At 47.5% G+C, this 24,706-nt stretch carries 26 protein-coding genes; 16 read left to right on the forward strand and 10 right to left on the reverse strand.

Going from position 1 to position 24,706, the window contains the following annotated elements:
• Nucleotides 1-26 precede the first annotated feature (26 nt).
• Complete coding sequence (locus MKX46_RS19740; RefSeq protein WP_341071671.1) at nt 27-1,265, forward strand: serine hydrolase; 1,239 nt, start codon at nt 27-29, stop codon at nt 1,263-1,265.
• A 63-nt stretch (nt 1,266-1,328) separates the two neighbouring features.
• Here MKX46_RS19740 and MKX46_RS19745 read toward each other — a convergent pair whose 3' ends face one another.
• The 5 genes from MKX46_RS19745 to MKX46_RS19765 all read right to left on the reverse strand — a co-directional run bounded on the left by MKX46_RS19745 (nt 1,329) and on the right by MKX46_RS19765 (nt 6,880).
• Entirely contained in the window at nt 1,329-2,306 is a 978-nt protein-coding gene (locus MKX46_RS19745; RefSeq protein WP_341071672.1) for a FecCD family ABC transporter permease, read from the reverse strand.
• On the reverse strand, nt 2,303-3,307 hold the full coding sequence (locus MKX46_RS19750; protein ID WP_322252443.1) for a FecCD family ABC transporter permease: 1,005 nt from the start codon (nt 3,305-3,307) through the stop codon (nt 2,303-2,305). Before MKX46_RS19750 ends, MKX46_RS19745 begins: the two co-directional genes overlap by 4 nt.
• On the reverse strand, nt 3,304-4,284 hold the full coding sequence (locus tag MKX46_RS19755; RefSeq protein ID WP_341071673.1) for an ABC transporter substrate-binding protein: 981 nt from the start codon (nt 4,282-4,284) through the stop codon (nt 3,304-3,306). The genes MKX46_RS19750 and MKX46_RS19755 overlap by 4 nt, the downstream gene beginning before the upstream one ends.
• A 201-nt stretch (nt 4,285-4,485) precedes the next feature.
• Nucleotides 4,486-5,214: a response regulator gene (locus MKX46_RS19760; protein WP_341071674.1), complete on the reverse strand. Its 729-nt coding sequence runs from the start codon at nt 5,212-5,214 to the stop codon at nt 4,486-4,488.
• Complete coding sequence (locus MKX46_RS19765; protein WP_341071675.1) at nt 5,207-6,880, reverse strand: sensor histidine kinase; 1,674 nt, start codon at nt 6,878-6,880, stop codon at nt 5,207-5,209. Before MKX46_RS19765 ends, MKX46_RS19760 begins: the two co-directional genes overlap by 8 nt.
• A 161-nt stretch (nt 6,881-7,041) precedes the next feature.
• Between MKX46_RS19765 and MKX46_RS19770 the strand changes: the two genes are divergently transcribed.
• A complete protein-coding gene (locus MKX46_RS19770) occupies nt 7,042-7,335 on the forward strand; it encodes a putative quinol monooxygenase (protein ID WP_013308817.1) in 294 nt (97 codons plus the stop codon).
• 44 nt (nt 7,336-7,379) lie between these two features.
• Nucleotides 7,380-8,204 (forward strand): aldo/keto reductase, encoded by an 825-nt coding sequence (locus tag MKX46_RS19775; RefSeq protein ID WP_318628212.1) that lies wholly within the window; start codon nt 7,380-7,382, stop codon nt 8,202-8,204.
• Nucleotides 8,205-8,295: 91 nt separating this feature from the next.
• On the opposite strand, the gene MKX46_RS19780 is transcribed toward MKX46_RS19775, so the two are convergent.
• Both MKX46_RS19780 and MKX46_RS19785 read right to left on the reverse strand, forming a co-directional pair.
• Nucleotides 8,296-8,949, reverse strand: a complete 654-nt coding sequence (locus tag MKX46_RS19780) for an SdpI family protein (RefSeq protein WP_318628213.1) — start codon at nt 8,947-8,949, stop codon at nt 8,296-8,298.
• Nucleotides 8,946-9,257 carry an autorepressor SdpR family transcription factor gene (locus MKX46_RS19785; protein WP_029517140.1) on the reverse strand — a complete coding sequence of 104 codons (312 nt, stop codon included), beginning with the start codon at nt 9,255-9,257 and terminating at the stop codon, nt 8,946-8,948. The genes MKX46_RS19780 and MKX46_RS19785 overlap by 4 nt, the downstream gene beginning before the upstream one ends.
• A gap of 212 nt (nt 9,258-9,469) precedes the next feature.
• Between MKX46_RS19785 and MKX46_RS19790 the strand changes: the two genes are divergently transcribed.
• The 10 genes from MKX46_RS19790 (at nt 9,470) to MKX46_RS19835 (ending at nt 19,774) form a co-directional block, all read left to right on the forward strand.
• Nucleotides 9,470-10,081: an alpha/beta hydrolase gene (locus MKX46_RS19790; protein ID WP_318628214.1), complete on the forward strand. Its 612-nt coding sequence runs from the start codon at nt 9,470-9,472 to the stop codon at nt 10,079-10,081.
• A gap of 72 nt (nt 10,082-10,153) precedes the next feature.
• On the forward strand, nt 10,154-10,378 hold the full coding sequence (tlp, locus tag MKX46_RS19795) for a small acid-soluble spore protein Tlp (protein WP_025721177.1): 225 nt from the start codon (nt 10,154-10,156) through the stop codon (nt 10,376-10,378).
• A gap of 240 nt (nt 10,379-10,618) precedes the next feature.
• The gene (locus tag MKX46_RS19800; protein WP_340931356.1) at nt 10,619-11,911 is read left to right on the forward strand and encodes an ABC transporter substrate-binding protein; all 1,293 of its coding nucleotides are present in this window, start codon (nt 10,619-10,621) and stop codon (nt 11,909-11,911) included.
• Nucleotides 11,912-11,938: 27 nt separating this feature from the next.
• On the forward strand, nt 11,939-12,901 hold the full coding sequence (locus tag MKX46_RS19805) for a carbohydrate ABC transporter permease (protein WP_029517137.1): 963 nt from the start codon (nt 11,939-11,941) through the stop codon (nt 12,899-12,901).
• Between the two features lie 3 nt (nt 12,902-12,904).
• The gene (locus MKX46_RS19810) at nt 12,905-13,744 is read left to right on the forward strand and encodes a carbohydrate ABC transporter permease (protein WP_318628216.1); all 840 of its coding nucleotides are present in this window, start codon (nt 12,905-12,907) and stop codon (nt 13,742-13,744) included.
• A gap of 222 nt (nt 13,745-13,966) precedes the next feature.
• Nucleotides 13,967-15,253, forward strand: a complete 1,287-nt coding sequence (gene ilvA, locus MKX46_RS19815; RefSeq protein ID WP_039272546.1) for a threonine ammonia-lyase IlvA — start codon at nt 13,967-13,969, stop codon at nt 15,251-15,253.
• 222 nt (nt 15,254-15,475) lie between these two features.
• Entirely contained in the window at nt 15,476-16,450 is a 975-nt protein-coding gene (locus MKX46_RS19820; protein WP_029517134.1) for a glycoside hydrolase family 43 protein, read from the forward strand.
• A 201-nt stretch (nt 16,451-16,651) separates the two neighbouring features.
• Nucleotides 16,652-17,737, forward strand: coding sequence for a FecCD family ABC transporter permease (locus tag MKX46_RS19825; RefSeq protein ID WP_318628218.1), 1,086 nt, complete (start codon nt 16,652-16,654; stop codon nt 17,735-17,737).
• Nucleotides 17,737-18,762 carry a FecCD family ABC transporter permease gene (locus MKX46_RS19830; RefSeq protein ID WP_341071676.1) on the forward strand — a complete coding sequence of 342 codons (1,026 nt, stop codon included), beginning with the start codon at nt 17,737-17,739 and terminating at the stop codon, nt 18,760-18,762. Before MKX46_RS19825 ends, MKX46_RS19830 begins: the two co-directional genes overlap by 1 nt.
• A 64-nt stretch (nt 18,763-18,826) precedes the next feature.
• Nucleotides 18,827-19,774, forward strand: a complete 948-nt coding sequence (locus MKX46_RS19835) for an ABC transporter substrate-binding protein (protein ID WP_341071677.1) — start codon at nt 18,827-18,829, stop codon at nt 19,772-19,774.
• 161 nt (nt 19,775-19,935) lie between these two features.
• Here the strand turns inward: MKX46_RS19835 and MKX46_RS19840 are convergent, their stop codons facing one another.
• Nucleotides 19,936-20,367, reverse strand: coding sequence for a hypothetical protein (locus tag MKX46_RS19840; protein ID WP_341071678.1), 432 nt, complete (start codon nt 20,365-20,367; stop codon nt 19,936-19,938).
• 197 nt (nt 20,368-20,564) lie between these two features.
• On the opposite strand from MKX46_RS19840, the gene MKX46_RS19845 reads away from it, so the two are divergent.
• From MKX46_RS19845 to MKX46_RS19855, 3 genes are all read left to right on the forward strand, one after another.
• A complete protein-coding gene (locus MKX46_RS19845) occupies nt 20,565-20,864 on the forward strand; it encodes a hypothetical protein (RefSeq protein ID WP_029517129.1) in 300 nt (99 codons plus the stop codon).
• A gap of 271 nt (nt 20,865-21,135) precedes the next feature.
• Nucleotides 21,136-21,960 carry an alpha/beta hydrolase gene (locus tag MKX46_RS19850; RefSeq protein ID WP_029517128.1) on the forward strand — a complete coding sequence of 275 codons (825 nt, stop codon included), beginning with the start codon at nt 21,136-21,138 and terminating at the stop codon, nt 21,958-21,960.
• A 92-nt stretch (nt 21,961-22,052) separates the two neighbouring features.
• Nucleotides 22,053-22,844 carry a dioxygenase family protein gene (locus tag MKX46_RS19855; protein WP_029517127.1) on the forward strand — a complete coding sequence of 264 codons (792 nt, stop codon included), beginning with the start codon at nt 22,053-22,055 and terminating at the stop codon, nt 22,842-22,844.
• Nucleotides 22,845-22,916: 72 nt separating this feature from the next.
• Here MKX46_RS19855 and MKX46_RS19860 read toward each other — a convergent pair whose 3' ends face one another.
• Both MKX46_RS19860 and MKX46_RS19865 read right to left on the reverse strand, forming a co-directional pair.
• Nucleotides 22,917-23,840, reverse strand: coding sequence for a hypothetical protein (locus MKX46_RS19860; protein ID WP_029517126.1), 924 nt, complete (start codon nt 23,838-23,840; stop codon nt 22,917-22,919).
• Nucleotides 23,841-24,055: 215 nt separating this feature from the next.
• Nucleotides 24,056-24,574 carry a DoxX family membrane protein gene (locus MKX46_RS19865; RefSeq protein ID WP_029517125.1) on the reverse strand — a complete coding sequence of 173 codons (519 nt, stop codon included), beginning with the start codon at nt 24,572-24,574 and terminating at the stop codon, nt 24,056-24,058.
• Nucleotides 24,575-24,706: the final 132 nt, after the last annotated feature.

Below are 24,706 nucleotides of genomic sequence, written 5' to 3' on the forward strand. Positions count from 1 at the left end.
TGAAATGCATACAGGGGGAGGTTATAGTGAAACGAAAGTGCCTTATCATAATAGCAACTATTGTGGCTACAGTGCTCATCGTTATGGGTGTGACAACAGGATTACTATCTTTCGTGCAGAATCAAGTGGCTAATCCCCCGAATACCGTCCGACCCACAACTGCGATTGTAGCCGAGGTTCAGGGTGAAACGAAGGAACAGGATGCTGCTCGGTGTTTGCTTCATTTTGTGGAGACGAATGCAGAAAAGGTTTCGATTACGATTCTGAGAGATGGAAAAAAGCTGGCAGGCCAAGAAGAGAACCGGATGATGCCTTTGGCGAGCACTGTCAAAACGATCATTGCGATTGAATATGCCAAGCAAGCGGCGGTGGGTCAGATTAACCCGGATAAGAGAGTGAAGCTGATTTCGCTGGAAAGGTTTTATTTGCCGGGTTTGGATGGTGGTGCTCATGCGGCGTGGCTACAGGATATGGAAGCTAAAGGGCGGATACAGAATGAAACTGTATCTGTACGCGAGGTTGCCAAGGGGATGATTCAATTCAGTTCCAACGCCAATGCGGAGTATTTAATGGACAAACTGGGGTTGGAAGCGATCAATCGGACGAGAGCCAACTTGGGTTTGCAAAATCATGATCCTATTTATCCTTTTGTATCCTCTATTCTGATTCCTTACGAACGTATGAAGGAGAGCCAAGATGAGAATTGGAATAATACAAAGAATAATATTTCTGCCAAAGAAGCCATCCAGGCGATGTCTGACACGGAGTTTCGCCGATATGCCCGTGTGATTCATAACAAGCTGCGCCGTGATGTGAGTGGTTCTTACAAGAGAAACGCAGATATTAAGACCTGGTATGATCAGGATTATGACCGTATCAATACGGATCGTTTTATAGCTTCAACGACAGCCGATTATGCCTTTTTAATGAGTAAGCTGAACCGCCGTCAAGGGTTCACAAAAGTTGAGCAAAAGTTATTGTCCGAGGTCATGGAGAAACCACTTATGGTTCTTCCTGAAAACCAGCAATTTCTGAAACATACTGGGCAAAAAGGTGGCTCCACAGCTTACGTTTTGACACTGGCCATGTATGCGACAGATAAGGAAGGGCATTTGACAGAGCTAGCTGTCTTTTTTAACGATTTGGATCCTAACACAAATGCTAGCTTGCCTGAAATGATAAATGATTTTAAAAAGAGATTACTACATGATAAATCGTTTACAAAAGAAATTAATCAGCGTATCGGTGTACAGGTGAGAAGGTAACGCAGCTAAACGCTACGGTATAATACAGCGTTTAGCTGCGTTGCGCAACTCCTTATCCTCATCCTATCCGCTGCCTTTCTGTTTGCGTTCCCGTAGTAATAGATACAAAAAATATGGCGCGCCAATGACGGCTGTCACGATGCCAGCGGGAATTTCGAGCGGCGGCTTCAGACCCCGTCCGAGCGCGTCGGAGAGGACGAGAATCAGCGCGCCGATCATCGCCGAGCCGGGCAATAGATAGCGGTGGCGATTGCCAAATAACCGTCGTGCCAGATGCGGTGCCAGCAGTCCGATAAATCCGATGGAGCCGATGGCAGCGACACAGGAGGCAGCCAAGGCGACTGACACGGCTAGCAGTCCTGTACGCACACGCTTCACGCTAAGTCCCAGCCCAGCAGAGCTTTCCTCATCTAGGCTCATAATATCCAGCTTGCGCTGTAGTGCATAGGCGAGAGGTAGTAACACGATTAACCACGGCAGTAGCCCATACACTTCGTCCCAGCCTTTGCCCCACAGACTTCCAGCTAGCCAAGTGAGCGTGTCGCTGGCTTCGAGTGGATACTTGACCAGTATATAGTCGGTCGCAGCCTGAAAAATAGCGCCCACCGCCAGTCCGGTCAAGGCTAGCATGTTGGGACGCATGCCTCCCTTCATCGAAAGCTGTACGAGCAACAGTGCAGCTAGCCCGGCACCGACAAAGGCGGCTACAGGCAACAGCGCCACTGGGGATGAGGGGAGCAGTACGATGACGAGAACCGCCGCAAAGCCAGCCCCCTTGGATACACCTACCACATCTGGCGAGGCTAGCGGGTTGCGGATCATACCTTGCAGCAGAACACCGGCTACTGCCAGCCCAGCTCCTGCCATGATGGCCAGTAGGCCGCGCGGCAGCCGATAATGGTGAACGATGAACCAGGAAGAAGCATTCCGGTCAGTCAGAGCCGCGATCAGCTCAGAGGGCGTAATGTAGGTGCTGCCCACGCCTATAGCTATAAAAGCAAAACTCAGCATGAGCGCGAGTAAAATCCACAGTTTTTTCATCGTGAAGCCCTCCCGTTCTTATGCGCTAGATATAAAAAGAAGGGCGCACCCACCAGCGCGGTTACAATGCCAACGGGCGATTCATAAGGAAATGCAATAAATCGTCCAAGCACGTCTGCATAGGTCAGCAGAAGACCTCCGCAGATTGCAGACAGGGGGATGATCCGTCTGTAATTGTCGCCTGTAAACATCTTGATGATATTCGGTACCATCAGGCCCACAAAGCCGATGGACCCGGCTACCGCTATGGCAGAGCCTGCCAGCATAATCACTGAGGCCGAGGCCAGTAGACGGACAAGACGTACGTTTTGTCCCAATCCCTGTGCGACCTCCGTCCCGAGGCTCAGCACAGATAGCGAAGGGGCTAGCGCCAGTGCAAGAATCATACCCACGGCGAACCATGGCAGCACCAGACGCGTGTCGGCCCAAGTCGACCCGTCGATGGCTCCGGCGAGCCAATACAGCACATCAGATATTTGCTCGTTAAACACGAGCAGTCCCTGGGTGATGGAGGCCAGCAGCAGATGCACGGCCATCCCGGCTAGGGCCAGCTTGACCGGCGTCATGCCCGCCGTTCCGGCCAGCGCATATACGAAGGAGCCGCCTGCGATGGCCCCGGCGAAAGCAAAATAAATGCTGCCGGACGATCCGATATTCGGCAGCAGCACGACGGACAGCACGACAGCCAGCGAAGCGCCTGAGCTGACCCCGAATACCTGCGGCGAAGCCAGCGGGTTGCGTGTGATGGCCTGCATCAGGGCTCCTGCCACGGCAAGCCCGGCCCCGACGATTAGGCCAATAACGGCACGCGGTAGGCGTACCGTCAAGACAATGAGCTGATCCTTGGACGGGTGCTCGGTGAACAGCGCAGTCAGCATGGTGGGGATGTCCATCCTGACTGGGCCAATCGCCACGCTGAGCAGCAATCCAGCCAGCAACGCAGCGATAAGTGCAAAGAAGACCGGCTTATTCAGCCGGTCGCGTGAGGCTTGTCCGATCAACGGGAGCCGTCTCCTTTACTTTGCGTGGGATACAGAAGCGAAATGGCTTGCTCCAGTATTTTTTCGGCTGAGCCGAGTCCACGGTACCGGGTCCACAGTGCCCGGTTTACTTCGTAAATTTCCCCTTTTTTGACGGCCGTAATGTTTTGCCAAAGCGGGTTTTGCTTCCATTCCGCAATCAGCTTCTCATCGGCTTCCACCAAGAAGATCACATCAGGATCCGCTTGTGAAATCTGTTCCAGTGTCAGCTTGACAGTAGGCTCGGTTGTATTTTGAAGGGCATTGTGGATACCCGCTTGCTCCAGCAGTTGTCCATCAAAGGATGAAGCGCCGTGAGCCGATAGTGAATCAGAACGGAATACCCCTAGCAATACGCTACGTGGCTCACCAGCTTTGATGCCTTCTTTCAACTTTTCCATTGTAGCTTTATGCGTAGCGAGAATTTGCTCGCCTTTTTCCTTCTCACCTAACGCATCGGCGATGACACCGAAGGATGCCAGGTTTTGTTCATAGGAGGAATTGCGGCTCTTTAGAACAATGGTCGGAGCAATCTCACTTAGTTCTTTGTATATGCTTTTATGACGATTCAGATCGGCAATAATCAAATCCGGCTTCAAGGAGCTGATCGTCTCCAGGTTGGGCTGTTTGCGCGTGCCTACTGGTGTGAAGTTTATTTTCTTGCCGAGCAGCCCCTCAATATCATCGTCATTTTCCTGAGCTATGCCGACAGGTGTTACGCCCAGTTGGGTTGTAGCATCGACAAAAGAGAATTCCAGGGTTACGATTCTTTTGGGTTTACCAGTAACCTTGGTTTCTCCCATCTCATGTTTAATCATTCGAGTGTCGCCTGTTGTTTGAGGCGCTGCTGCGCTGTTATCTTGTGACTGGCTTCCACATCCCGCCATAATGACCGTCAGTAGTGCCAGGATCATTGCAAGCAGCATGCCTGTGCGCAGTGGTTGTTTCGGTGTTGCCATATGTTATCCCCCGTTCCAGTATGATTATCAGAGAAACTGATAATCATTATCAATCAACTAACTGTTGATCATTCTAGCAATCGGGAAGGAGGACGTAAATAATGTGGTCATTTAAACCGTTTTGATCGATTAAGTGAATTAAATTCAATAAAATTATGAATAGGAGGAGGGGGAAGTACCAGGACATCAGAGTTGGGTGGGTTATGAATCTCTCCGCTGTCGGCGATAGATACGCTCCGGTCTGCCGACGGTTCCGTACACCTGATCGTGGTGTGCGTCTCCACTTTCCACTAAATACTCCAGATACCTTCTAGCTGTAGAACGGCTCATACCCAGCTCAATTCCCACTGTACCTGTAGTCACCTCACCCCGTCGATTCAGGAGATCTAGCACTTTGTCGCAAGTTACTTTATCGATGCCTTTGGCCCATAGTTCTCCGACTCCGTTCCCCGCCATCCGACCGGTGCCCACGCTTTGAAGTAAACTGTCAATTTCAGATTGCTCTACTGTGGATTGTTCCTCTTGCCATGTTGTGATTTGTCGCCGAAACCGGGCATATTCCTCCAAGGTCGCACGCAATCTCTCGAATATAAGCGGCTTTACGATAAAATCAAACACGCCTGCTCGAACGGCTTGTACCACTGTTTCAGCTTCTTTGGCGGCGGTCAGCATAATAACATCTGTACCCGGATAGTGTTGCTTGATGAACGATAGCAGGGTTAGACCATCCGTATCAGGAAAATAAACATCCAGCACGACTAGAGGAGGACGGAGCACGTCCAGTTGAAGTTTTGCCTCAAATTCGTTCGTCGCGATTGCACATACGGTGAACCCGTCTACCTTTTCAATAAATCGGCGGTTAATCTCCGCAATTCGCGAATCGTCTTCAATAATTAGAACCTCAATGTCCGATAAAACCCGCTCATTCATGGGCATAACCTCCTTTTGCATCATTATTCGTATCTGTTCTATGTAAAGGAATGTATACCTCGAAAATACTTCCTCCACCAGGCCGTTCGTGCACTTCTATAGAGCCGCCCATTCGTTCAGTGTACTCCTGCACGAGAGCAAGGCCATATCCATGTCCTGCTTCTGCTTTGGTCGAAGCTCCTCTGACAAACAGCTTTTCTTGGATATCGTCCGAAATTCCCGATCCGTTATCTGCAACTTCGACGATGATGGCTTCAGTCGTTTCTTCAAGCCGGAACCAGACCTGTCCATCAGAGATAGAGGACATCGCAACAGCTTCCATGGCATTGTCCAGCAGGTTTCCGGCTATGGAAGCGAGAAAGGACCACTCCAACGTAGGAGACTGGGTTGAGAATGCTCCTTTAATATCAGAATGGAGTAAAACCCCTTTTTCCAGCGCCTGTTTTTTCTTACCGATCAGTAGGCTGGCGATGATTGAATCGGGCAGGAGAGCTGTGGCAATCGGCCTGTGTACACGATATTCCTCTGACTCCTGTGTGATAAAGTCCACTGCTTCGTCATAACACTCCAACTGAATCAGGCCGGATATGAGATACAGCCGATTGGCGTATTCGTGTGTTTGTGATCGCAGTACTTCCGCATAATCTTTGACCTCTGTCAACTGTTGTGTCATGTGGAGCAGTTCGGTCTTGTCACGTAGACTGGCAACCGTGCCCATGATGCGACCGGAACGATCCTGGATCGGCACACGGCTGACGACTACAATTCGCTGCTGGACTTCAATTTCCTCATTCCATATGTACTGTCCCTGATCTGGCCCCGTCGTTGAATGCTCTACTGTGTAATCGGCAACAAGCATATCAACCAGTACATCCGGAACACCAGTCAAGTGACGAAGGTCGCATCCGTAGATAGAGGTTTCCGACGGGAGTCCGATCAAGCGAGCTGCCTGTGGATTGGCAAGTGTGATTTGTCCATGGCTATTCACCGCAATAATTCCTTCGCCGATGGACTCAATAATGGCTTGCTTTTCCTGGTACAGCCGTCCGATCTCCACTGGCTCCAGTCCATGCAATGCGCGGCGTACCCGTTGCGCTATAATCAGGCTTCCCAATATGCCGATCATCAGCGCACCCACCATTAACCAGAGCCATGCATATGTGTATGTACGAATATTTTGCTGCACATCTGTCATTAAAAAACCTACAGAGACGAGCCCGATGGCCTTACCTTGCTGATCATAAACGGCTGTTTTGGCGCGTATTGACGGTCCGAGAGAGCCCGTCGATTCAGTGATCAAGGACTGCCCTTGCAGTACCTTATCATTCATGGGGTCTATCATAGGCGTGCCGATGCGCTCCGGGTTTACATGCCACTGCCGGATGAGATGGCGATCAGCAATAGTAATAAAATCAGCTCCGCTGCTGGCTTGGACGGGCTTTATGGCCTCGTTGATACGCGAACGCAATTGCGTCGTCTCGGTCCGCTCCAGAGCGTCTCTGACCTGCGCATCTACGGCGAGGGTATTGGCGACGGTTAGCGCCCTTTTTCCGATTTCATCATATAGAGCGGAGGTGATCATATATCGAAAGGATAATCCCAACAGCCCGGTAACTACCAGTACTAAAAGGGATATAAATACTATTAGTTTTGTCTGAAAACGCACATGCCTTCACCGCCGTTAAACAAAATATAGGAGGAACGAATCAGCCGATAATCTCCTTCATACGATCCATTTTACTGCATTACAGAAACGCCCGCACTTTTATTCTATCGAAAGAATGGTCTATAATAGAAATAGTTACATAATACGAGGAGGAACATAATATGATTATTATTCATGCCGATATGAAAGTTTTACCTGAGAAAAGAGAAACTTTTTTGCAACAAACCCAAGGGCTGATCAGCGCATCCCAAGCTGAAGAAGGCAATGTACGTTACACGTTAATGCAGGATCTGAATGATCCCAACGCATTTACGATGGTTGAAGAGTGGAAAGATGCTGCTGCTGTAGATTTCCATAATAATTCTGCCCATTTCCAGGCATTTGTTGCCGCCGCTAAAGAATTGTTGGCTGCTCCGCTTCAAGTGAATGCTTTTCAGGATGCAACTAAACTGTAACCATCCCGTTGGATAATTCATAATCAGGAACAGGAGGAATAGACATGGGGAACATTGCAGATACAACTGTACTGAATAACGGAGTTCAGATGCCTTGGCTTGGTTTTGGTACCTACAAGGCGGAAGGTAATGAGGTCTACGAAGCGGTCAAAACAGCTATTGAGGTCGGTTACCGTCACATTGATACAGCGGCGATCTATGGCAACGAGGAACTGGTTGGACAAGCCATTCGTGATAGTGGAGCGGCTAGAGAAAATCTGTTTGTAACCACCAAGCTATGGAATCAGGATCAGGGCTACGATTCAACACTGCGTGCCTTTGAGGAAAGTCGTAAACGGCTGGGTCTGGATATCATTGATCTGTATCTCATTCATTGGCCTGGTAAGGATAAGTACAAGGAAACCTGGAAAGCATTTGAACGCTTGTATGAAGAAGGAAGCGTACGCGCTATCGGCGTTAGTAACTTCCAAGTTCACCATCTCGAAGACCTCCTCCAAGATAGCAACATGGTTCCTGTCATCAATCAAGTGGAGCTTCACCCACGTCTGACACAACAAGAGCTGCATCAATACTGCCGGGAGCACCAGATTCAGCTAGAATCGTGGAGCCCGCTGATGAAGGGGAAATTAACCGAGCAAGCGGACATCGTTGAGATTGCTGCCAAATACGGTAAAACCTCTTCGCAGGTCATTTTGCGTTGGCATCTGGATCGGGGGATTGTGACGATTCCCAAATCGGTAACCGCGCATCGTATTCGCGAAAATGCTGATTTATTCGATTTTGAACTAACGACTGAGGATATTGACCGAATTAATGGTCTTCATCTGGATGAGCGTGTAGGCACCCATCCCGATAAGCTGTTGTTTTAAATAAATATTCACTTGTAAAAAGAACCTCCCATTCTGCGTTTATCGCGGTTTGGGAGGTTCCTTTTTTAGGTTCAGGTGTGGCTTTGTCTATTTACTTGCTTAGCTTACGATACAACAAGTAAGAATAGAGTACAGGAGAGATAACGGATATGATCAGTACGGTTAGGAAAATGACTACTCCCGCCATTCCACCGATCCATGCCGCCACCAACGCTGAAGCACCGCCAAGCATCATCATAGGCCCCCCGAAACGGTGCGTTTTACGCCATACCTCGGGGTTAGACAGAGTCCACGGCGTGCGGATACCGAACGTATAGTTCGGCTGTACCTGAGTCATATAATTCCCCATCACCATCAGCATCAGGCCTATTAACCCTAAAATTATAGCATTCATTTGCAGTCGTATATTCAGGTTATACAGCAGCATTCCCCATCCAGCTACAGCGAGAACTACAGAAACACCTGCACGCGTAACTTCATAGGCTTTTGAAAATTTCTCATAATTAGCTCTGTTGGGGTCCATGTGGCGTGCCAATCGAATGACCAGCGGGACTAGGCCCAACAACACGAGCATGATAATAGAACCACTTTTGCTCGTATACCCGTCTGCTGTATTGTTAAAGTTAATATGCGAGGCTAGAACATTGGGAAGCCGGTCGTACAGCAGTATAGCGCCTATGGCGGGTGATAAGGCAATCAAAGTTGTCAAAACATCCGTCAAGCTCCAAGGTGTTCGAAATTTCATTCAGATTCCTCCCCATCCTTAATATGATTCACATTTTTCCTGGCAGGGGTATCGGAGTGGGCTATACTGAACATCCAACCGATGACATCCGCCACAACCGTTGTATGCAGGGTGTATATAATGTTTTGCCCCTGTCGTTCATCCAGCACCAGCCCAGCCTGCTTTAGGATATTGAGATGGTGGGAGATGCTGGGTTTGCTAATTTGAAAATGTTCAGCTACTTCGCCTGCGCTCATGCTTTTTTCCTTTAAAAGCTGCAAGATTGTACGCCGGGTCGGATCAGCCAAAGCTTTGAAGGCATCGTTCAAAATACATTTCCTCCTTTAGATATTTAGATAATATTCTAAATATCTAACACCATAGTAAAATACAGCTATACTACATGTCAATGGAACAAGACATCATTTTAGAAAAAATTAACGAGGTCAATTATGTTTGTATAAAGTAGTGAAATGGGCTATAATCAATTTATACAAAAATAAGATTCTTAATTTAAAGTTAATTAGAGGAGGGAATAGATATGAAACACGTCTTTCGTAAAGGAAATGATCCGCAAGCCCCGGTTATTTTGCTGTTGCATGGTACAGGCGGGAATGAACAAGACTTAATACCTTTGGCTGAGATGGTAGCACCGGGAGCTTCTGTGTTAGGCGTAAGAGGAAATGTGCTGGAAAATGGGATGCCGCGTTTCTTTCGCCGTTTGGCAGAAGGAGTGTTCGACATTGAGGATCTCGTATTTCGTACCAAAGAACTGAGCGAATTTGTGGACACAGCTGCAGAGCAATACGATTTTGACCGTAATAACGTGGTGGCTCTGGGCTATTCCAATGGTGCAAACATAGCCGCCAGCATGCTCTTTCACGATGCAAAAGCGTTACGCGGAGCTATTTTGCACCATGCAATGGTGCCGTTGCGTGGGCTGGACTTGCCTGAATTGAACGGTGTCCCTGTATTTCTGTCTTCCGGTGAAAATGACCCGATTGTTCCGACTTTGGAATCCCGGGAGCTGCAAGCATTATTGGAGGGAGCCGGAGCGCAGGTGGAAGCATATTGGGAACGCAATGGTCATCAATTGACCCGTACAGAAGCTGCCGCCGCAGGCCAATGGTTTGGAAAGCATTTTAATGTATAAAATAACTCGATAACGATCAAGCTACGGTTTAGCGCTCCCGTGAGCGATTCTAAATTAGGAGGCGTCAAACCAATGGCAAAACCGGATAATCGAGCCGATAATGTTGAACACTTGCAACAAAGTATTCAGAACACACAGCAGAACCTGCGTGAAGCTGAAGGATATCTAAATGAATTTTCCTCTGAAATCAGCAACGAGGAGCGTCAGCAGATCGAAGAAAAAAATAATCGTCGTAAAGAAAGTATTAGATCATTTCGCGAAGAAGTGAAGGACGAAGCAGCTCATTCCCAAGAGTAGTAAAAATAGAGAGGCCCAACTTCGAGTTTTAATTCGGGTGGGGCCTCTTTTTTATGCAAAAATCATCATAACTGCATTCATTTCAATTGCCCCCTATAATGCAGTGGAGACGCTAATCTTCGTTGAAAATAAAAATTTTATAAATAATGTTGTTGTAAACTAATTTGTATTGATGTTAAATAATAAAAGAAAGCGCAATCATTTATGAATTAGGATTTCATCATGCGAAGGGGGAAGGATATGCTGCTGCGAAGAAAAAGCATGGCTTTGATACTTATGGCGGTGGTTTTGATGGCTGGACTGCTGCAAGGCTGTTCTTTCAAGACCGATGAAAAGGAAGGGCCGGGAACAGAACTTGTATTATGGACGTTCAATGAACTGCATGAGAAGTTTTTTCTGCAAATGGCTGACCAATGGAACCAACAGCACCCTGATGAATTGATTAATTTGAAAGCGAATACATTTCCTTATGACAACCATCACAGCAAGCTGTCGATTGCGCTGCAATCGGGGGTGGGAGCGCCGGATATCGCGGATATCGAGGTGAACAAGATCGGTAATTTCCTCAAAGGGATACCGCAACTGGTCCCGCTCAATCCGGTGATTGACCCCGAGATCAATAACATTGTACCTTCCAGAGTACAGATTTACGGCAAAGACGGTAAATATTACGGCATTGACTTCCACGTTGGAGCCGAAGTGATGTATTACAATAAAGAGATTATGGACCAGGCGGGGGTAAACCCGGATTCCATCGTCACCTGGGCAGACTATGCTGCTGCAGGCAAGCAAGTACTTGCGAAAACAGGCAAGCCAATGGCGACCTTAGAAACGAATGACCTGTGGAGCTATTGGCCGATGATCTCCCAGCAAAATTCAGATTTTCTGGATGACAAGGGCGAGTTGACGTTGGATAACGAAACCAATATTAAAACACTTGAGTTTCTTCAACAGATGGTAAAAGACAAAGTCGCTATTCCCTCACCGGGCGGCGGGCATCATATGGAGGAATACTACGGGTTTATGAACAAAGGCGGGGCTGCTTCGGTATGGATGCCGATGTGGTACATGGGGCGTTTTACGGATTACATGCCTGACCTGAAAGGTAAAATTATCATCAGACCCATGCCGGCGTGGGAAAAAGGCGGCTATCGCTCAGCGGGTATGGGCGGAACCGGAACGGTAGTCACGAACCAATCAGAGCACCAGGATCTGGCGATGCGTTTTCTAGCCTTTGCCAAGCTGTCCAAGCAAGGGAATGTGGAGATTTGGAAGCAGCTAGGGTTTGATCCCATCCGCAGTGAAGTGTGGACAATGCCGGAAGCCAAAGCCAAAAACAAATTTACGGAGTATTTCGGAACAAATATTTTTGACACGCTGATCGAAGTCAAAGATGAGATCAATGCGGTGCATATTGGACCGAAAACGCCTGACATCGCCAGTGCTGTACGCAATAAAATACTTTATCGGACACTACAGAGTGGCGAAGATCCAGCCACGGTGCTGCATGAGCTAGCAGATGAACTGAGATAGACCCCAACAGGAAAGGGAGTGAGATTCATGGCAACGCCCGTTCATACGAACGCTAATGTACCGACAGGTCAGCCGCCAAAAACTCAGCGTCCGGCCAGAAGCCAATGGAGCCGATTTATTCATTCCAGTCGTACGGCACCGTATGTGTTTGTCCTTCCATTTTTACTGTCCTTTGCGTTATTTTTTGCCTATCCGGTCATCTCGACGGTCATTATGAGCTTCCAGGAAGTCCTGCCAGGGATAACAACTTATGTTGGACTGGAAAATTATAAGGACTTAATCAATCCTACGTTTGGAAAGGCGATATTGAATAGCGTCCTGTACACGCTGCTTACACTGGTCGTGCTGATTCCTCTGCCGCTGGTATTGGCAGTATTGCTGAATTCGCCTAAAATGCCGGGCAGAGGGTTGTTTCGCTCCGTGATGTTTATACCTGCACTAACCTCGGTGGTGGTAGCAGGAACGATCTTCCGCCTCATGTTCGGGGAATTGGATGGTTCGCTGATGAACTCCCTGTTGGGGGTCTTCGGTCTGGAGCCGTATAAATGGCTAATGAACGCCAACACCGGCTTTTTAGCGTTGATCGTGCTGGCCTTGTGGAGATGGTTGGGCGTAAATATGCTGTACTACATGTCGGGACTCCAGAACATTCCCCCCGAGTTGTATGAAGCTGCGCAGATTGATGGAGCCAGTCGATTCGATTCATTTTGGCGGATTACGATTCCTATGCTGAAACCAGTGACGATCTACGTATTTACGATTAGCATTTATGCGGGGTTGTCCATGTTCACGGAAAGCTACATGTTGTGGAACGGAAATAACTCCCCGAACGATATTGGTTTAACGATTGTTGGCTATCTCTATCGCCAAGGTCTGGAGCAGAACAGTATGGGCTTCGGAGCTGCGGTGGGCATTGTATTGCTCGTATTTACACTCGTGCTGAACCTGATCCAGCTCAAATTTTTCGGCATGTTCCGGAAGGAGGATTAAGCGATGGCTCAGAAACAAAAAGGCTCATTATCCGCATTGCTCGTTGTCCTGTTCATTCTGTTTGCCGGGTTTGCCCTGTTTCCGCTATTTGCCGTGACGCTTGCCTCGTTCAAGCCATCGACGGAGCTGTTGCGCTACGGCTTGAATCTTAAGCTGGAGTGGGACATCATGTCCTTGAAAAACTATGCGTTCATCTTTCAGGGGACGACGGATTATTTTCAATGGTACTGGAACAGTATTGTTATTACCGTCTTGTTTACGGTGTTATGTCTGATATTGTCCGCGATGGTGGGCTATGGTCTGGAGATGTACCGTTTTAAATTGAAAAATGTGATTTTCACACTGGTGCTGGTTGTAATGATGATTCCGGTAGAAATTATCATGCTGCCGCTCTACAAGCTAATGATCGGCATGAAGCTGATTAATACAGTATGGGGTGTAATTCTACCCTTCGTCGTCGCGCCGATCCCAATCTTTTTCTTCCGTCAATATTTGAGTGGAGTACCCAAGGATTTTATGGATGCTGCGCGGGTTGACGGCTGCTCAGAATATGGCATTTTCGTACGCATTATGATGCCTCTAATGGCGCCTGCATTTGCGGCAATGGCTATTTTGCAGGCGATGAACAGTTGGAATAACTTCCTGTGGCCGATGATTGTATTGCGGACCAACGACATGCTGACACTGCCCATTGGACTGTCCAGTCTGCTGACGCCATATGGCAACAATTATGATGTGCTGATTGCGGGCTCCGTTTTGGCTATTTTACCGATTCTGGTCGTGTTTCTATTCTTCCAGCGTTACTTTATTGAAGGAATGACGGCAGGTGGAGTAAAAGGGTAATCGGAAAGGTATTCAATGGAGCGATTGAATACAAGAAATGTGCAACGTCAGAAAAGGTTGATCGGGCATTGTCCCGGTCTTCCTTTTTTTAGATTTGATTGATTTTCATTCTCATTTTCATGCTCATTTTCATGCTATCATCTGCACAAGCTATGGGTAAACGTGGTATGATATTTGAAAGATTTCAAATACAGAAATATTCAGGCGGAGCGTGGAGAACCTATGGAACCAACAGAAACCCAGAAAACTGACCCGGCCATGGCGTCAACCGTTGGCATGGAGGATATTGTACGGGCGCATCATATGCTGCGTGAGGTGATTGTACGTACACCTTTACAGAGGGATGCCGTCCTATCGGCCAAATATAACTGTAATGTGTATCTGAAAAGAGAGGATCTCCAAGTCGTGCGGTCCTTTAAAATCCGTGGTGCTTACAACATGATTCGTAGCTTGACTCCCGGACAAATGGAAAAAGGCATCGTGTGTGCGAGTGCAGGGAATCATGCGCAAGGTGTGGCTTTTTCATGTAATGCACTTGGTATCCACGGTAAAATATTTATGCCGAGTACAACGCCTAATCAGAAAGTGAAGCAGGTTCGTCGCTTTGGGGGAAACAGTGTAGAGGTCATTTTGACTGGAGATACGTTTGACGATGCCTATGATGAGGCCATGAAGGTGTGTAGCGAGCAGGCAATGACCTTCATCCATCCGTTTGATCAGCCGAAAATTATTGCGGGCAATGGTACGATTGCGATGGAAGTGATGGAGAGTCTAGATACACCTATGGACTATGTGTTCGTAACGATTGGCGGCGGCGGTTTGGCGGCAGGCGTAGGTACGTATGTTAAAACCGTGAGTCCATCCACCAAGGTAATTGGTGTGGAACCCCTTGGCGCGGCGTCGATGACGGAAGCGATGCGTTTACACAAGGTGGTTACACTGGATCAAATAGATAAGTTTGTTGACGGAGCTGCGGTGAAGCGTGTGGGTCAGCTGACATACGATATTTGTAAACATACCTTGGACGATATTGTGAAGGTACCGGAAGGTAAAGCATGTACCGCGATTCTGGAGCTGTATAATGAAAATGCGATTGTTGTGGAGCCTGCGGGTTCACTGCCTGTTGCAGCACTTGATCTGTACCGCGAGCAGATTCAAGGCAAAACGGTTGTCTGTATCGTCAGCGGTGGTAACAACGATATAGATCGAATGCAGGAGATTAAGGAACGGTCCCTAATTTACGAAGGACTGAAGCATTATTTTATGGTGAATTTCCCGCAAAGAGCTGGGGCACTGCGTGAGTTTCTACAGGATGTGCTTGGACCGGACGACGATATTACTAGGTTTGAATATACGAAAAAGAATGATAAGGAAAATGGACCAGCTCTGGTCGGCATTGAGCTGTTCCACAAGGAAGACTATTTTCCTTTAATTGAACGAATGAACCGCAAGGGGCTTAAATATACGGAACTGAATAAAAACGAAAATCTATTTAATATGCTAATTTGAAAAGGAGCCTGCGGGCTCCTTTTTTTGTATCAGGATTTTGCAAAATCCTCGTATGTAAAGCGTTATGCGTAGTTTATAAATTTCTTTTTATTTGAGATAAAGCGTTTACAAAACAGAATGTGATAGGTTAATATATGGGTAACTTCATAAGTATAAACACTAATGTAATAGGTGTGTCACCTGAATTTCATTATAAGATACTCATTCGGAGGTGCGAAAGAAATGTTGAAAGCATGGAAAAAATCAGTACGGAGTAAATTGACCCGAACGGCGTTTGCTGCTGTAACCTCGGCTGCTTTGTTACTTTCAGTGATGCCATCTGCATCCGCAGAGCACTGGGCGTTAACTGGTGATGTGGCAGTACATGATCCGTCCATTACGAAGGAAGGCAACGCTTGGTATATTTTCTCCACAGGGCAGGGGATACAGGTTCAAAGATCGGACGACGGACGCAATTTTTACAGATTGCCGCAAATATTCCTGTCGCCGCCATCATGGTGGAAATCGTATGTACCTAAGCAAAAGCCTAACGATGTGTGGGCACCGGACGCTCAGAAGTACAATGGACGTGTCTGGGTTTACTATTCCATTTCAACTTTCGGGTCGCGCACTTCGGCCATTGGATTAACTTCAGCAACAAGCATTGGTGCGGGAAGCTGGAGAGATGATGGACTCGTGCTGCGTACGACGGATGCCAACGATTATAATGCGATTGACCCGAATCTCGTCATTGATGCTTCCGGTAACCCGTGGCTTTCCTTTGGTTCATGGAATTCAGGCTTGAAAGTGACTCGACTGGATAAAAATACGATGAAGCCTACGGGCCAGATCTATTCTATCGCCAAGCGTACGGCTGGTGGTTTGGAAGCGCCACATGTTACATACCGGGACGGCTATTATTATCTGTTTGCTTCCATTGATAACTGCTGCAAAGGCGTAGACAGTAATTATAAGATTATTTACGGGCGCTCTACTAGTATTACCGGACCGTATGTGGACAAGAGCGGCAAAAGCCTGATGGACGGCGGCGGAACGATACTGGATGCGGGGAATGACCGTTGGAAGGGACCTGGTGGCCAATCCGTCTATAACAACAGTGTCATTGCGCGTCATGCCTACGATGCCACTGATAAAGGTAATCCAAAACTTCTGATTAGTGATTTAAAATGGGATTCGGCAGGCTGGCCTACGTACTAAAGAGAGGACCGTTTGGAGTCACCTATGTAGTAAAATCATATAGATATATTCAAAAACTGTTCCTCTTATGGGGAACAGTTTTTGGCTTGCAATGTCATAGAAACATGCTATTATGTATCAAGTTGATAATAATTATCATTATCGTTATCATTTTGGAAAACGTAATGATTTTTTCAGGTACGGAGGGAGTGACCTCATCAAATGCAGTCTAAAGACAGCATGGACAAACATACAGCTCGGACAGAGAGGGCAGTTCCTGAAGTAGTCATAACAGCACGTCCAGTACTTCGAGCGGGTAGGATTCGGCAGGCGTTGTTGTTCACAGCTTCGGCTGTATTGTTGGGTTTGGCCATATTCGCCGCCATTTCTCTCGGAGCCAAGGACTTGACCGTAAGCACCGTGTGGTCGGCAGTATTTCACTATGATCGTTCGCTGATGACACATCAGATCATTCATGAGTTGAGATTGCCGCGTGTACTCGGTGCAGCTGTTATTGGAGCTGCGCTTGCGGTTGCAGGTTCTCTGATTCAGGGCATTACGCGCAACCCGCTGGGAGATACAGGTGTGCTGGGCATTAACGCAGGAGCGATGTTTGTAGTTGCAGTGAGTTTTGCCTTTTTTCCCGATCTTCCTTATGGGACGTTAATAGTATTGTCGTTCCTGGGGGCGCTAATGAGTACCTTACTGGTATTTGGTCTGGGAGCATCTGCGCCTGGTGGATTGACACCTATGAGACTGACGGTGTCTGGAGCTGTGACGGCTGCCCTGTTAGGTTCCATGACTTCGGGGATTGCGATTTATTTTGATTTAAGTCAGGATTTAGCCTTCTGGTATGCGGGGGGTGTAGCCGGGATCAAATGGTCGCAGCTTGAGATTCTTGCACCGATTTTGCTTATTGTGATCGCCTGGTCTATGGGGCTGGCACGTTCTATTTCGCTGATTTCGATGGGCGATGAGGTGGCGTTAAACCTTGGGTTGAATCTCAGGCGCATTCGGCTTTTGGGTCTGCTGACCGTAGTGGTACTGGCCGGACTCTCTGTATCGGCTGCTGGAGCCATCGGCTTTGTAGGTTTGGTTATCCCACATATCGCTCGCAAGCTAATCGGTGTGGATTATCGCCAGATCGTGCCGCTGTCTGCGTTATTGGGAGCCGTGTTACTGGTGCTGGCAGATTTGGGAGCGAGAATGGCAAATCCGCCAGAGGAGCTAGCTATTGGAATTATGGTGTCTTTTATCGGAGTACCCTTTTTCCTCTTTCTCGCCCGTAAGGAAAGGAGGGATTTATAGTGAGTCGCTCTTTAGGGATTGGGGACACAAGAACGAAAAAGGCTTGGCTCGTTTGTTTGGTATTGGCGGGAATCAGCTTTGCCGTCCTTGTTTTGGGTTTGAATACCGGAACGATTCGTATTCCACCGCTACGCGTGCTGGATACGTTGTTTGGCGGTGGCAGCGGACGTGATCATATCGTTCTGTTCGAGTATCGTCTGCCTCGTATTGCTGTAACGGTGCTGGCTGGAGCGGGACTAGGCGCAGCCGGGGCGGTCATGCAAGGCTTGTCGCGGAACGGACTTGCTGATCCGGGAGTGCTCGGTCTTCATGCAGGGGCTGCGTTGGGACTGGTAATGTTCGTTAGCTTTTTTCGCGACTTGGACGGTTCGGCCGCCGTCCTGATCCCCTTGTTTACCTTTGCAGGAGGTGTCATTGCGGCGGTGCTGATTGTTTTGTTGTCCTATAGCCGTAACAGAGGAATCGTGCCCGTGCGTCTGATTTTGTCCGGTATCGGTGTAGCCTCGGGCCTTAGCGCTATAACGCTGTATTGGTCCTTACGGCTGGATGAGGATACATACGCATTTACCGCACGTTGGTTGGCTGGCAGCGTTTGGGGCCGGGACTGGATACATGCAGCAGCTTTGCTGCCTTGGTTAGTCATTGTATTACCCTACGTTCTGTCGCAGACGCGCAGTCTGAATAACCTGTCGTTGGGTGACGAGACCGCGGCTGGAATCGGTACAAGTGTGAAGCGCCAGCGCCTATTACTGCTAGGCGCAGCTGTGGCTCTATCTAGTGCCAGTGTATCTATGGCCGGAGGCATCGGCTTTATCGGGCTGATTGCGCCTCATCTGGCTCGCCGTCTGGTTGGGCCGATGTACCAGCATTTGCTGCCAGTAGCCTGTTTGGTCGGGGTCGTCATTCTGGTCACCGCCAACACGATTGGGCGTTCGGTGTTTCAGCCAAATGCGATTCCCGCAGGTGTGGTGGTTGCTGTGGTAGGAGCTCCGTATTTTCTATTCTTGTTGTCCCGAACAAAATGACAGAAGAAGCCTTCTATAATGATCATTATAATGTAGAGCTTCTATAGCATAGGAGAGAATAAACATGAGAAAACACAAATTTGAGGGTTCAGGTTTTAAACGTTCATGGGTAGTCACAACTCTTGTTGTATGCATGATCATGCTATCTGCTTGCGGACAAGCAGCCGACAAACAGACTGCCGATACGAAAGCGGCGGACAGTGCGCAGACAACCATTAGTGCGGATTCGCGTATTGCTTCGATGTCAATTCATTTGACGAACAACCTGCTGGCATTGGGCATTACTCCGGCTGGTTCGGTCATTGGCGGAGATGTGAAGGATTTTCTACCGCATGTAAAAGATCGTCTTCAAAGTACCCGTAAGCTAGGTGTTGTCACTGATCCGGATATGGAAGCGGTACTGGAGCTTCAACCTGATCATATTTTCTTAGACAAAAAATATTCGGGAACCGATGTGGCCAAGTTTGAAAAAATTGCGCCGACCGACGTTTTTGATCTGGATGAAGGCACATGGAAAGATCAATTGAAAAAAATAGCCGTTATGGTCAAACATGAAGCACAGGCAGACGCATTTCTAAAAGACTATGATACACAGAGGGAACGAGTCAAAAAGCTGATTCATTCAAAAATTGGGGACGGAACGGTTATGGCTGTACGTGTGACGGCGAAAGAGGTTCGTGTTATGGGGATGAAGCGTCCGGTAGGACCGCTGTTATATCAGGATTTGGGCTTGAAGCCAGCCAAAGGTGTAGAAAAGATCAACAAGGCTTATCAGGTGGTTTCCCAAGAGGTTTTACCGGATTATGATGCCGATGCGATTCTTGTTATCATCAGTAAAGGCGCGGATGCCCAAAAGGTATACAAGCAGCTGAAAGGAAACACAGTATGGCAAGGTCTCAAAGCGGTGAAGCAAGGGCATGTCTACATGTTGGACGGACAGCCTTGGCTGGACTATTCCGCAATGGGACACAAAATTGCTCTGGATAATGCAGAACAACTATTTTCCAAATAAGTTCTAAAATATATCAAGCCGTATTCCTCCATGCAGCTTCTTGCAGGCCAGGAATACGGCTTTTTGGCGCACACCCCAGCTGTAAGTCGATTGCCTGATCGAAATGAAAAGGAGCTGCTATGACCCAAAATGGGGCAGCTCCATATAATGAAAATTGCGGGCTATGAACGTTTTTTACGCAGAAAAATTGGTTTGAGTCCAATAAAGCCGATGGCGGCGAGAATTAAATTTACCCAAGGTGAGATCCTGAATACTGGCAGTACACTGCGCAGCGCTAGTCCGGCGACAAGAATCACGACAACTAACACAACATACATCAAGATGGATTTAAGATTCATCTGGGGCTTTACGGGGACGGGGTTTGGATGTTGTATCTCCTCGCCTTCTTCGAGACGATCCATAAAATTCATCAGGGCTTCAACGAGTAGAATGGCTCCTGCGGCGATGATGATAAGAGTGGATAGGCTGATTTCTTCAAAGGGTTTGAGATCTCCGCCTGTAAAGGTGACAAACCATCCGATAATCGCCTGTGTCAAAAAAAACATGGACAAGGCAACCCATGCAATAAGCGTATAATTTTTTGCTTTATTCATTGCTTCCTCCTGCTTTATGAGCGTATTCCAAGCTGATGGAACCGCCATTTCGTAACAAAGACAGTATACGTGAGGAAGCGTCGGATGGCAAAAGACTTTATCTATAGCATGTATATTACCGTTGCATTCTCCTCAAACTGGATAGAGGGTGAGCACGTGGAGCAACCTGAATATAAACGTTGAGAGGATGTGGCATCATGAAACTGGAGAACCAGGCAGATTATTTAGTCCAAAAACGACTGGGAAACGCTTCGAATGGGAATAGCGGGGCGGCCTCGTCTACAAATGTGAGTCACCGGAGCGTTCAAGGAACATCTCCAACGTACCGTATAGTGGACGATATCGAAGTGGCTGAGGATACAGAATTTGCAGGTGAGCTAGGTGCACAGAACTACCGCAGCCTGTGGCATGAGGATGAACATAACGGCGACTCTTGTAAACTGCAGTGGGAAGGACGAACGGAGACCCACCAAATGTTCAGGAACAGCTACGAATAACGAATGTCACTTTAAATGTAGTGGATTCACTCACATAAGTGTAGTATAGCGTTCTCCGGAATCGCATCGGGGAGCGCTATTTGTTTACTTTTTTAACGATGTGAACTGACAGGTTGACAAGGAAGCAGGGCGATGATAGACTGACTTTACTATAAAACTTATTAAACTCATCGGAATTAAAGTGAATAAATATCCTGGATGGATATTCCACGTTACTATATGAGTTCGAATTCATAAATGTGTAGTGAAGCTTGAAACAGGGGGAATCAGGATGGAACGGCAAATTGGAATTCGTTTTGAACATGAAGAGCTGGCCGCAACAATTCATTATCCAAACCGTACAAATGAGGGAGAGCGTCAGAGACGAGTTCCCCTCGTTGTTATATGTCACGGTTTTGTAGGCAATCGTATCGGCGTAGATCGATTATTCGTCAAGACTGCGCGTGAACTGGCCGAAGGGGGATATTTTGTCCTGCGCTTTGATTTTGCCGGTTGTGGGGAGAGCACAGGTGAATACGGCAAGCAGGGGCTCGAGTCCATGATTAATCAGACACGTACCGTATTGGATTACGCCGTCAATTGTGCGGACATTGACCCGACCAAGGTGACGCTGATCGGTCACAGTCTGGGGGGCGCGGTTGCTCTTCTCACAGCCGTACGGGACAAGAGAGTACAAAATCTGGTCCTTTGGTCAGCAGTGGGCTATCCGTTCAATGACATCGTCAAAATTACGGAGCGAAGCGTGTACGATGAGTCTGTTAAAACTGGTCATGCCGATTATTTGGGCTATAAGTTTACGCCTGCTTACTTTGAGTCGTTAGCTCAATTTCAGCCGTTCCAGGAGGCCGTTAAATTTAACGGGGATGTGCTCGTCATTCATGGAACCTCGGATGATATTATTCCTGTCGATTATGCATTTCTGTTTCAAAAGATATTCTGGATGCGTCCAGAGGGACGCTGTGATAAAGAGATTATTTTCCAGGGAGATCACACTTTCTCGTCAGGTAAAGAGCGGCAACGGCTCATTGATCGGACGCTTGAATGGCTGGATGAACAGGAAAATATTCAACGTGATTGGCAGCACTGGATGATCTGATTTCAGTGTGTAACGGATTGTATTGGAAATTGCGCCTCCGCCGGAGTAAAATGGAAGAGTAACACTATACTGGCGTGTGGAGGTTGGCAGCGATGACATTACCCTCAATTTTTGTTGCGCATGGTTCACCGACACTGGCTGTAGAAAATAACGCATATACCAGCTTTCTTGCAAAGCTGGGCGCGAGCCTGCCCCGACCCAAAGGAATTGTCATTTTTTCCGCGCATTGGGATAGCCCCGATCAATGTATTGGCGCGGATGATCAGCATGCAGCGTTGCACGATTTCTATGGCTTTCCTGAAGAAATGTACTCAATCGATTACCCTGCACCAGGCGATCCAAAGCTGTATGAGGAGATAGAGCATCTGTTCAGTCAGCATAACTTGTTCCACCAGCCGGTTCGGAACCGGGGACTGGATCATGGAGCATGGGTGGTTTTGCGGCATATATATCCTGATGCGGACATACCGGTCGTACCGTTATCTATTGATTCTCGGCGCGCTCCTCAAGAGCAATACGAGATTGGACGGATGCTGGCGCCGTTGCGAGAACAAGGGATTTTGATTATCGGTAGCGGCGGATTGGTCCACAACTTGCGGACACTCAAGCAGACGAGTGAGCCAGCCGATTGGGCCGTTCAATATGATGACTGGATTGCACAGCAGCTTCAAGACTGGAATTTACGTCACTTATTCCAATATGACAAGAAGGCTCCATATGCCAAACAAGCGGTACCTTCTTATGGAATAGAGCATTTTTCACCTTTGTTTTATGCGATGGGGGCTGCGGATCAGGAGCGCTCCGCGCATAAGCTTTTTCAGTCGTATGTCCTTGGCTCGCTGAGTCTCAATTGTTGGGCTTTTGGTCAAGAAAGTGATACGTAAATGTAAAAAAGAACTTCCGAATCCACATGCTGTGTGGGAATGGAAGTTCTTTTGTGTTTTTTGCGTCTTCGATTAATTAGAAGGCACGTTCTTTTTTAGCCAAGTGGATACCTGCGAAGTACGTTGATCTCCATTTTGATCCAACAGTGTCATAAATGCTTTCAGCTTTTGAATATAGGTGCTCTTCGAATCCATATTACGTTGAACGAACCATTGATACCCTTTTTTGGCATACGGATGAATCTTCCCGGTATCATGATCGAATAATGGCGTATTGTTCGTGCCGTAGAAAGTATAGAAAAAGTACAGATCGTGCAATTTTTTTATAGCTTGTGTACGATTGGAATGTGGATATTGGTTTAAAAACAATTCCTGTGCCAGCACTCGTCCGGCTAACTGTTGATAGCCGATACGGAGCGCGGCATCTTTGGTAGCAGCCTGTCCGGATTCCATCGACATGATGTCAATATAGCTGCGGATATCTGCCGTGGTGTGCTTCCCGAATACTTTATATTTTTCATAGTTGATGATTGGGTAATACATGCCTTCTGCGGTTTCAAGTTTGTAGCCGGCATCTCTTGTTTGAGTTAGCAACTTTTTCAGGTTCGCATCGCTTGTACGGCTGATTACATTTGTGAACGAATCACCGGGTTTATAGATTTGATTTATTTTGGTTTGAACAGAGGTCGGGTATAGGGTCTGTGCATAGGAATCCAATTGCTGGTTCTGTGCATTTTCCAGATGAAGCACCATGAGGGTAGCTTGAGAAGCTGGAATGGATTGAATATGCTTTTGCAAATAAGTGAATGCCTGAGATAGCTTGCCGGGTTGGCCTAGTAGCTGCTCGAAGGTCTTGGAGATATGTTGTACACTTTCTGCCTGAGATGTCGTAGTAGACGTCGCCGCTTGGGCTGATGCCGTATATCCCGATCCCATAGTCTGCACTGTGAAAGTTACTGCTGCGAGCATGAGATAGGCTTTGGTGATTTTTTTCATGATATAACCCTCCATTACGTTCTTTGATGTAACTGTAGTGTATAGGGTAAATGTATCGTGAGCATTCCATGTTGTATCCAACTTGTAAACGTTTGGGGAGGATAATGAATCCGATAAAAGAGTCCGAGTTAGGAGGAGCTAAAATCCTCCTTGTGAGCATAACAGCGCAAAAAAATAACCATTATCCCGGAGGATAACGGTTATTTGGGGGATGTTTAAGCGATTTTTCGACTAGGGTCCGCTGGAAAGGTATCTTTATTTTTACCAAACAGTCCACGCAGGAAGGGCAGTACCCAACGGTCAAAGCCAATTCTTCCGGCATTTGCGCCAGCAACTACGAGGAAGATTTCAAACAGCAGGTAGATTGCATTGGTGCTTACTGTACCCGAGAACAGGAACGAGAAGTTCATAACCATGGCCATCAAAGCAGCCAGTGTAGTCAATGTACCGAGAAGCAGGCCAACCCCGACCAAGAACTCACCCAACGGGATCAGGACGTTGAACAAACCTACATTCGGCAGGGCAAAGGCTTCGAGGAACGATCCCCACCAGCCTTGTACAGCGGGATGGTCTCCACCTGTTTTAGCAATGGCCCCCGAGATAAATCCGCCTGCATCGAATCCACCTGTCAGCTTTTCAAGTCCGTGAGTCATCCATTCATAACCTAGATAAACCCGTACGACAGTCAGCAACCACATTGCGACTTTGTTCTCACGTAACCAGCTATTAAACATTCAAACCACTCCTCTTTCTTAATCTATAATGTTGGTTGTATTTCATTTTGTTGGGATGATCATCTTTGCTACACCTTTATTGTAGTAGGTTCAGTTACAGTTATTTGTGATAAAAATCACAAAGTATGAATA

Source organism: Paenibacillus sp. FSL P4-0113, assembly GCF_038009305.1.
Classification (GTDB): domain Bacteria; phylum Bacillota; class Bacilli; order Paenibacillales; family Paenibacillaceae; genus Paenibacillus; species Paenibacillus polymyxa_D.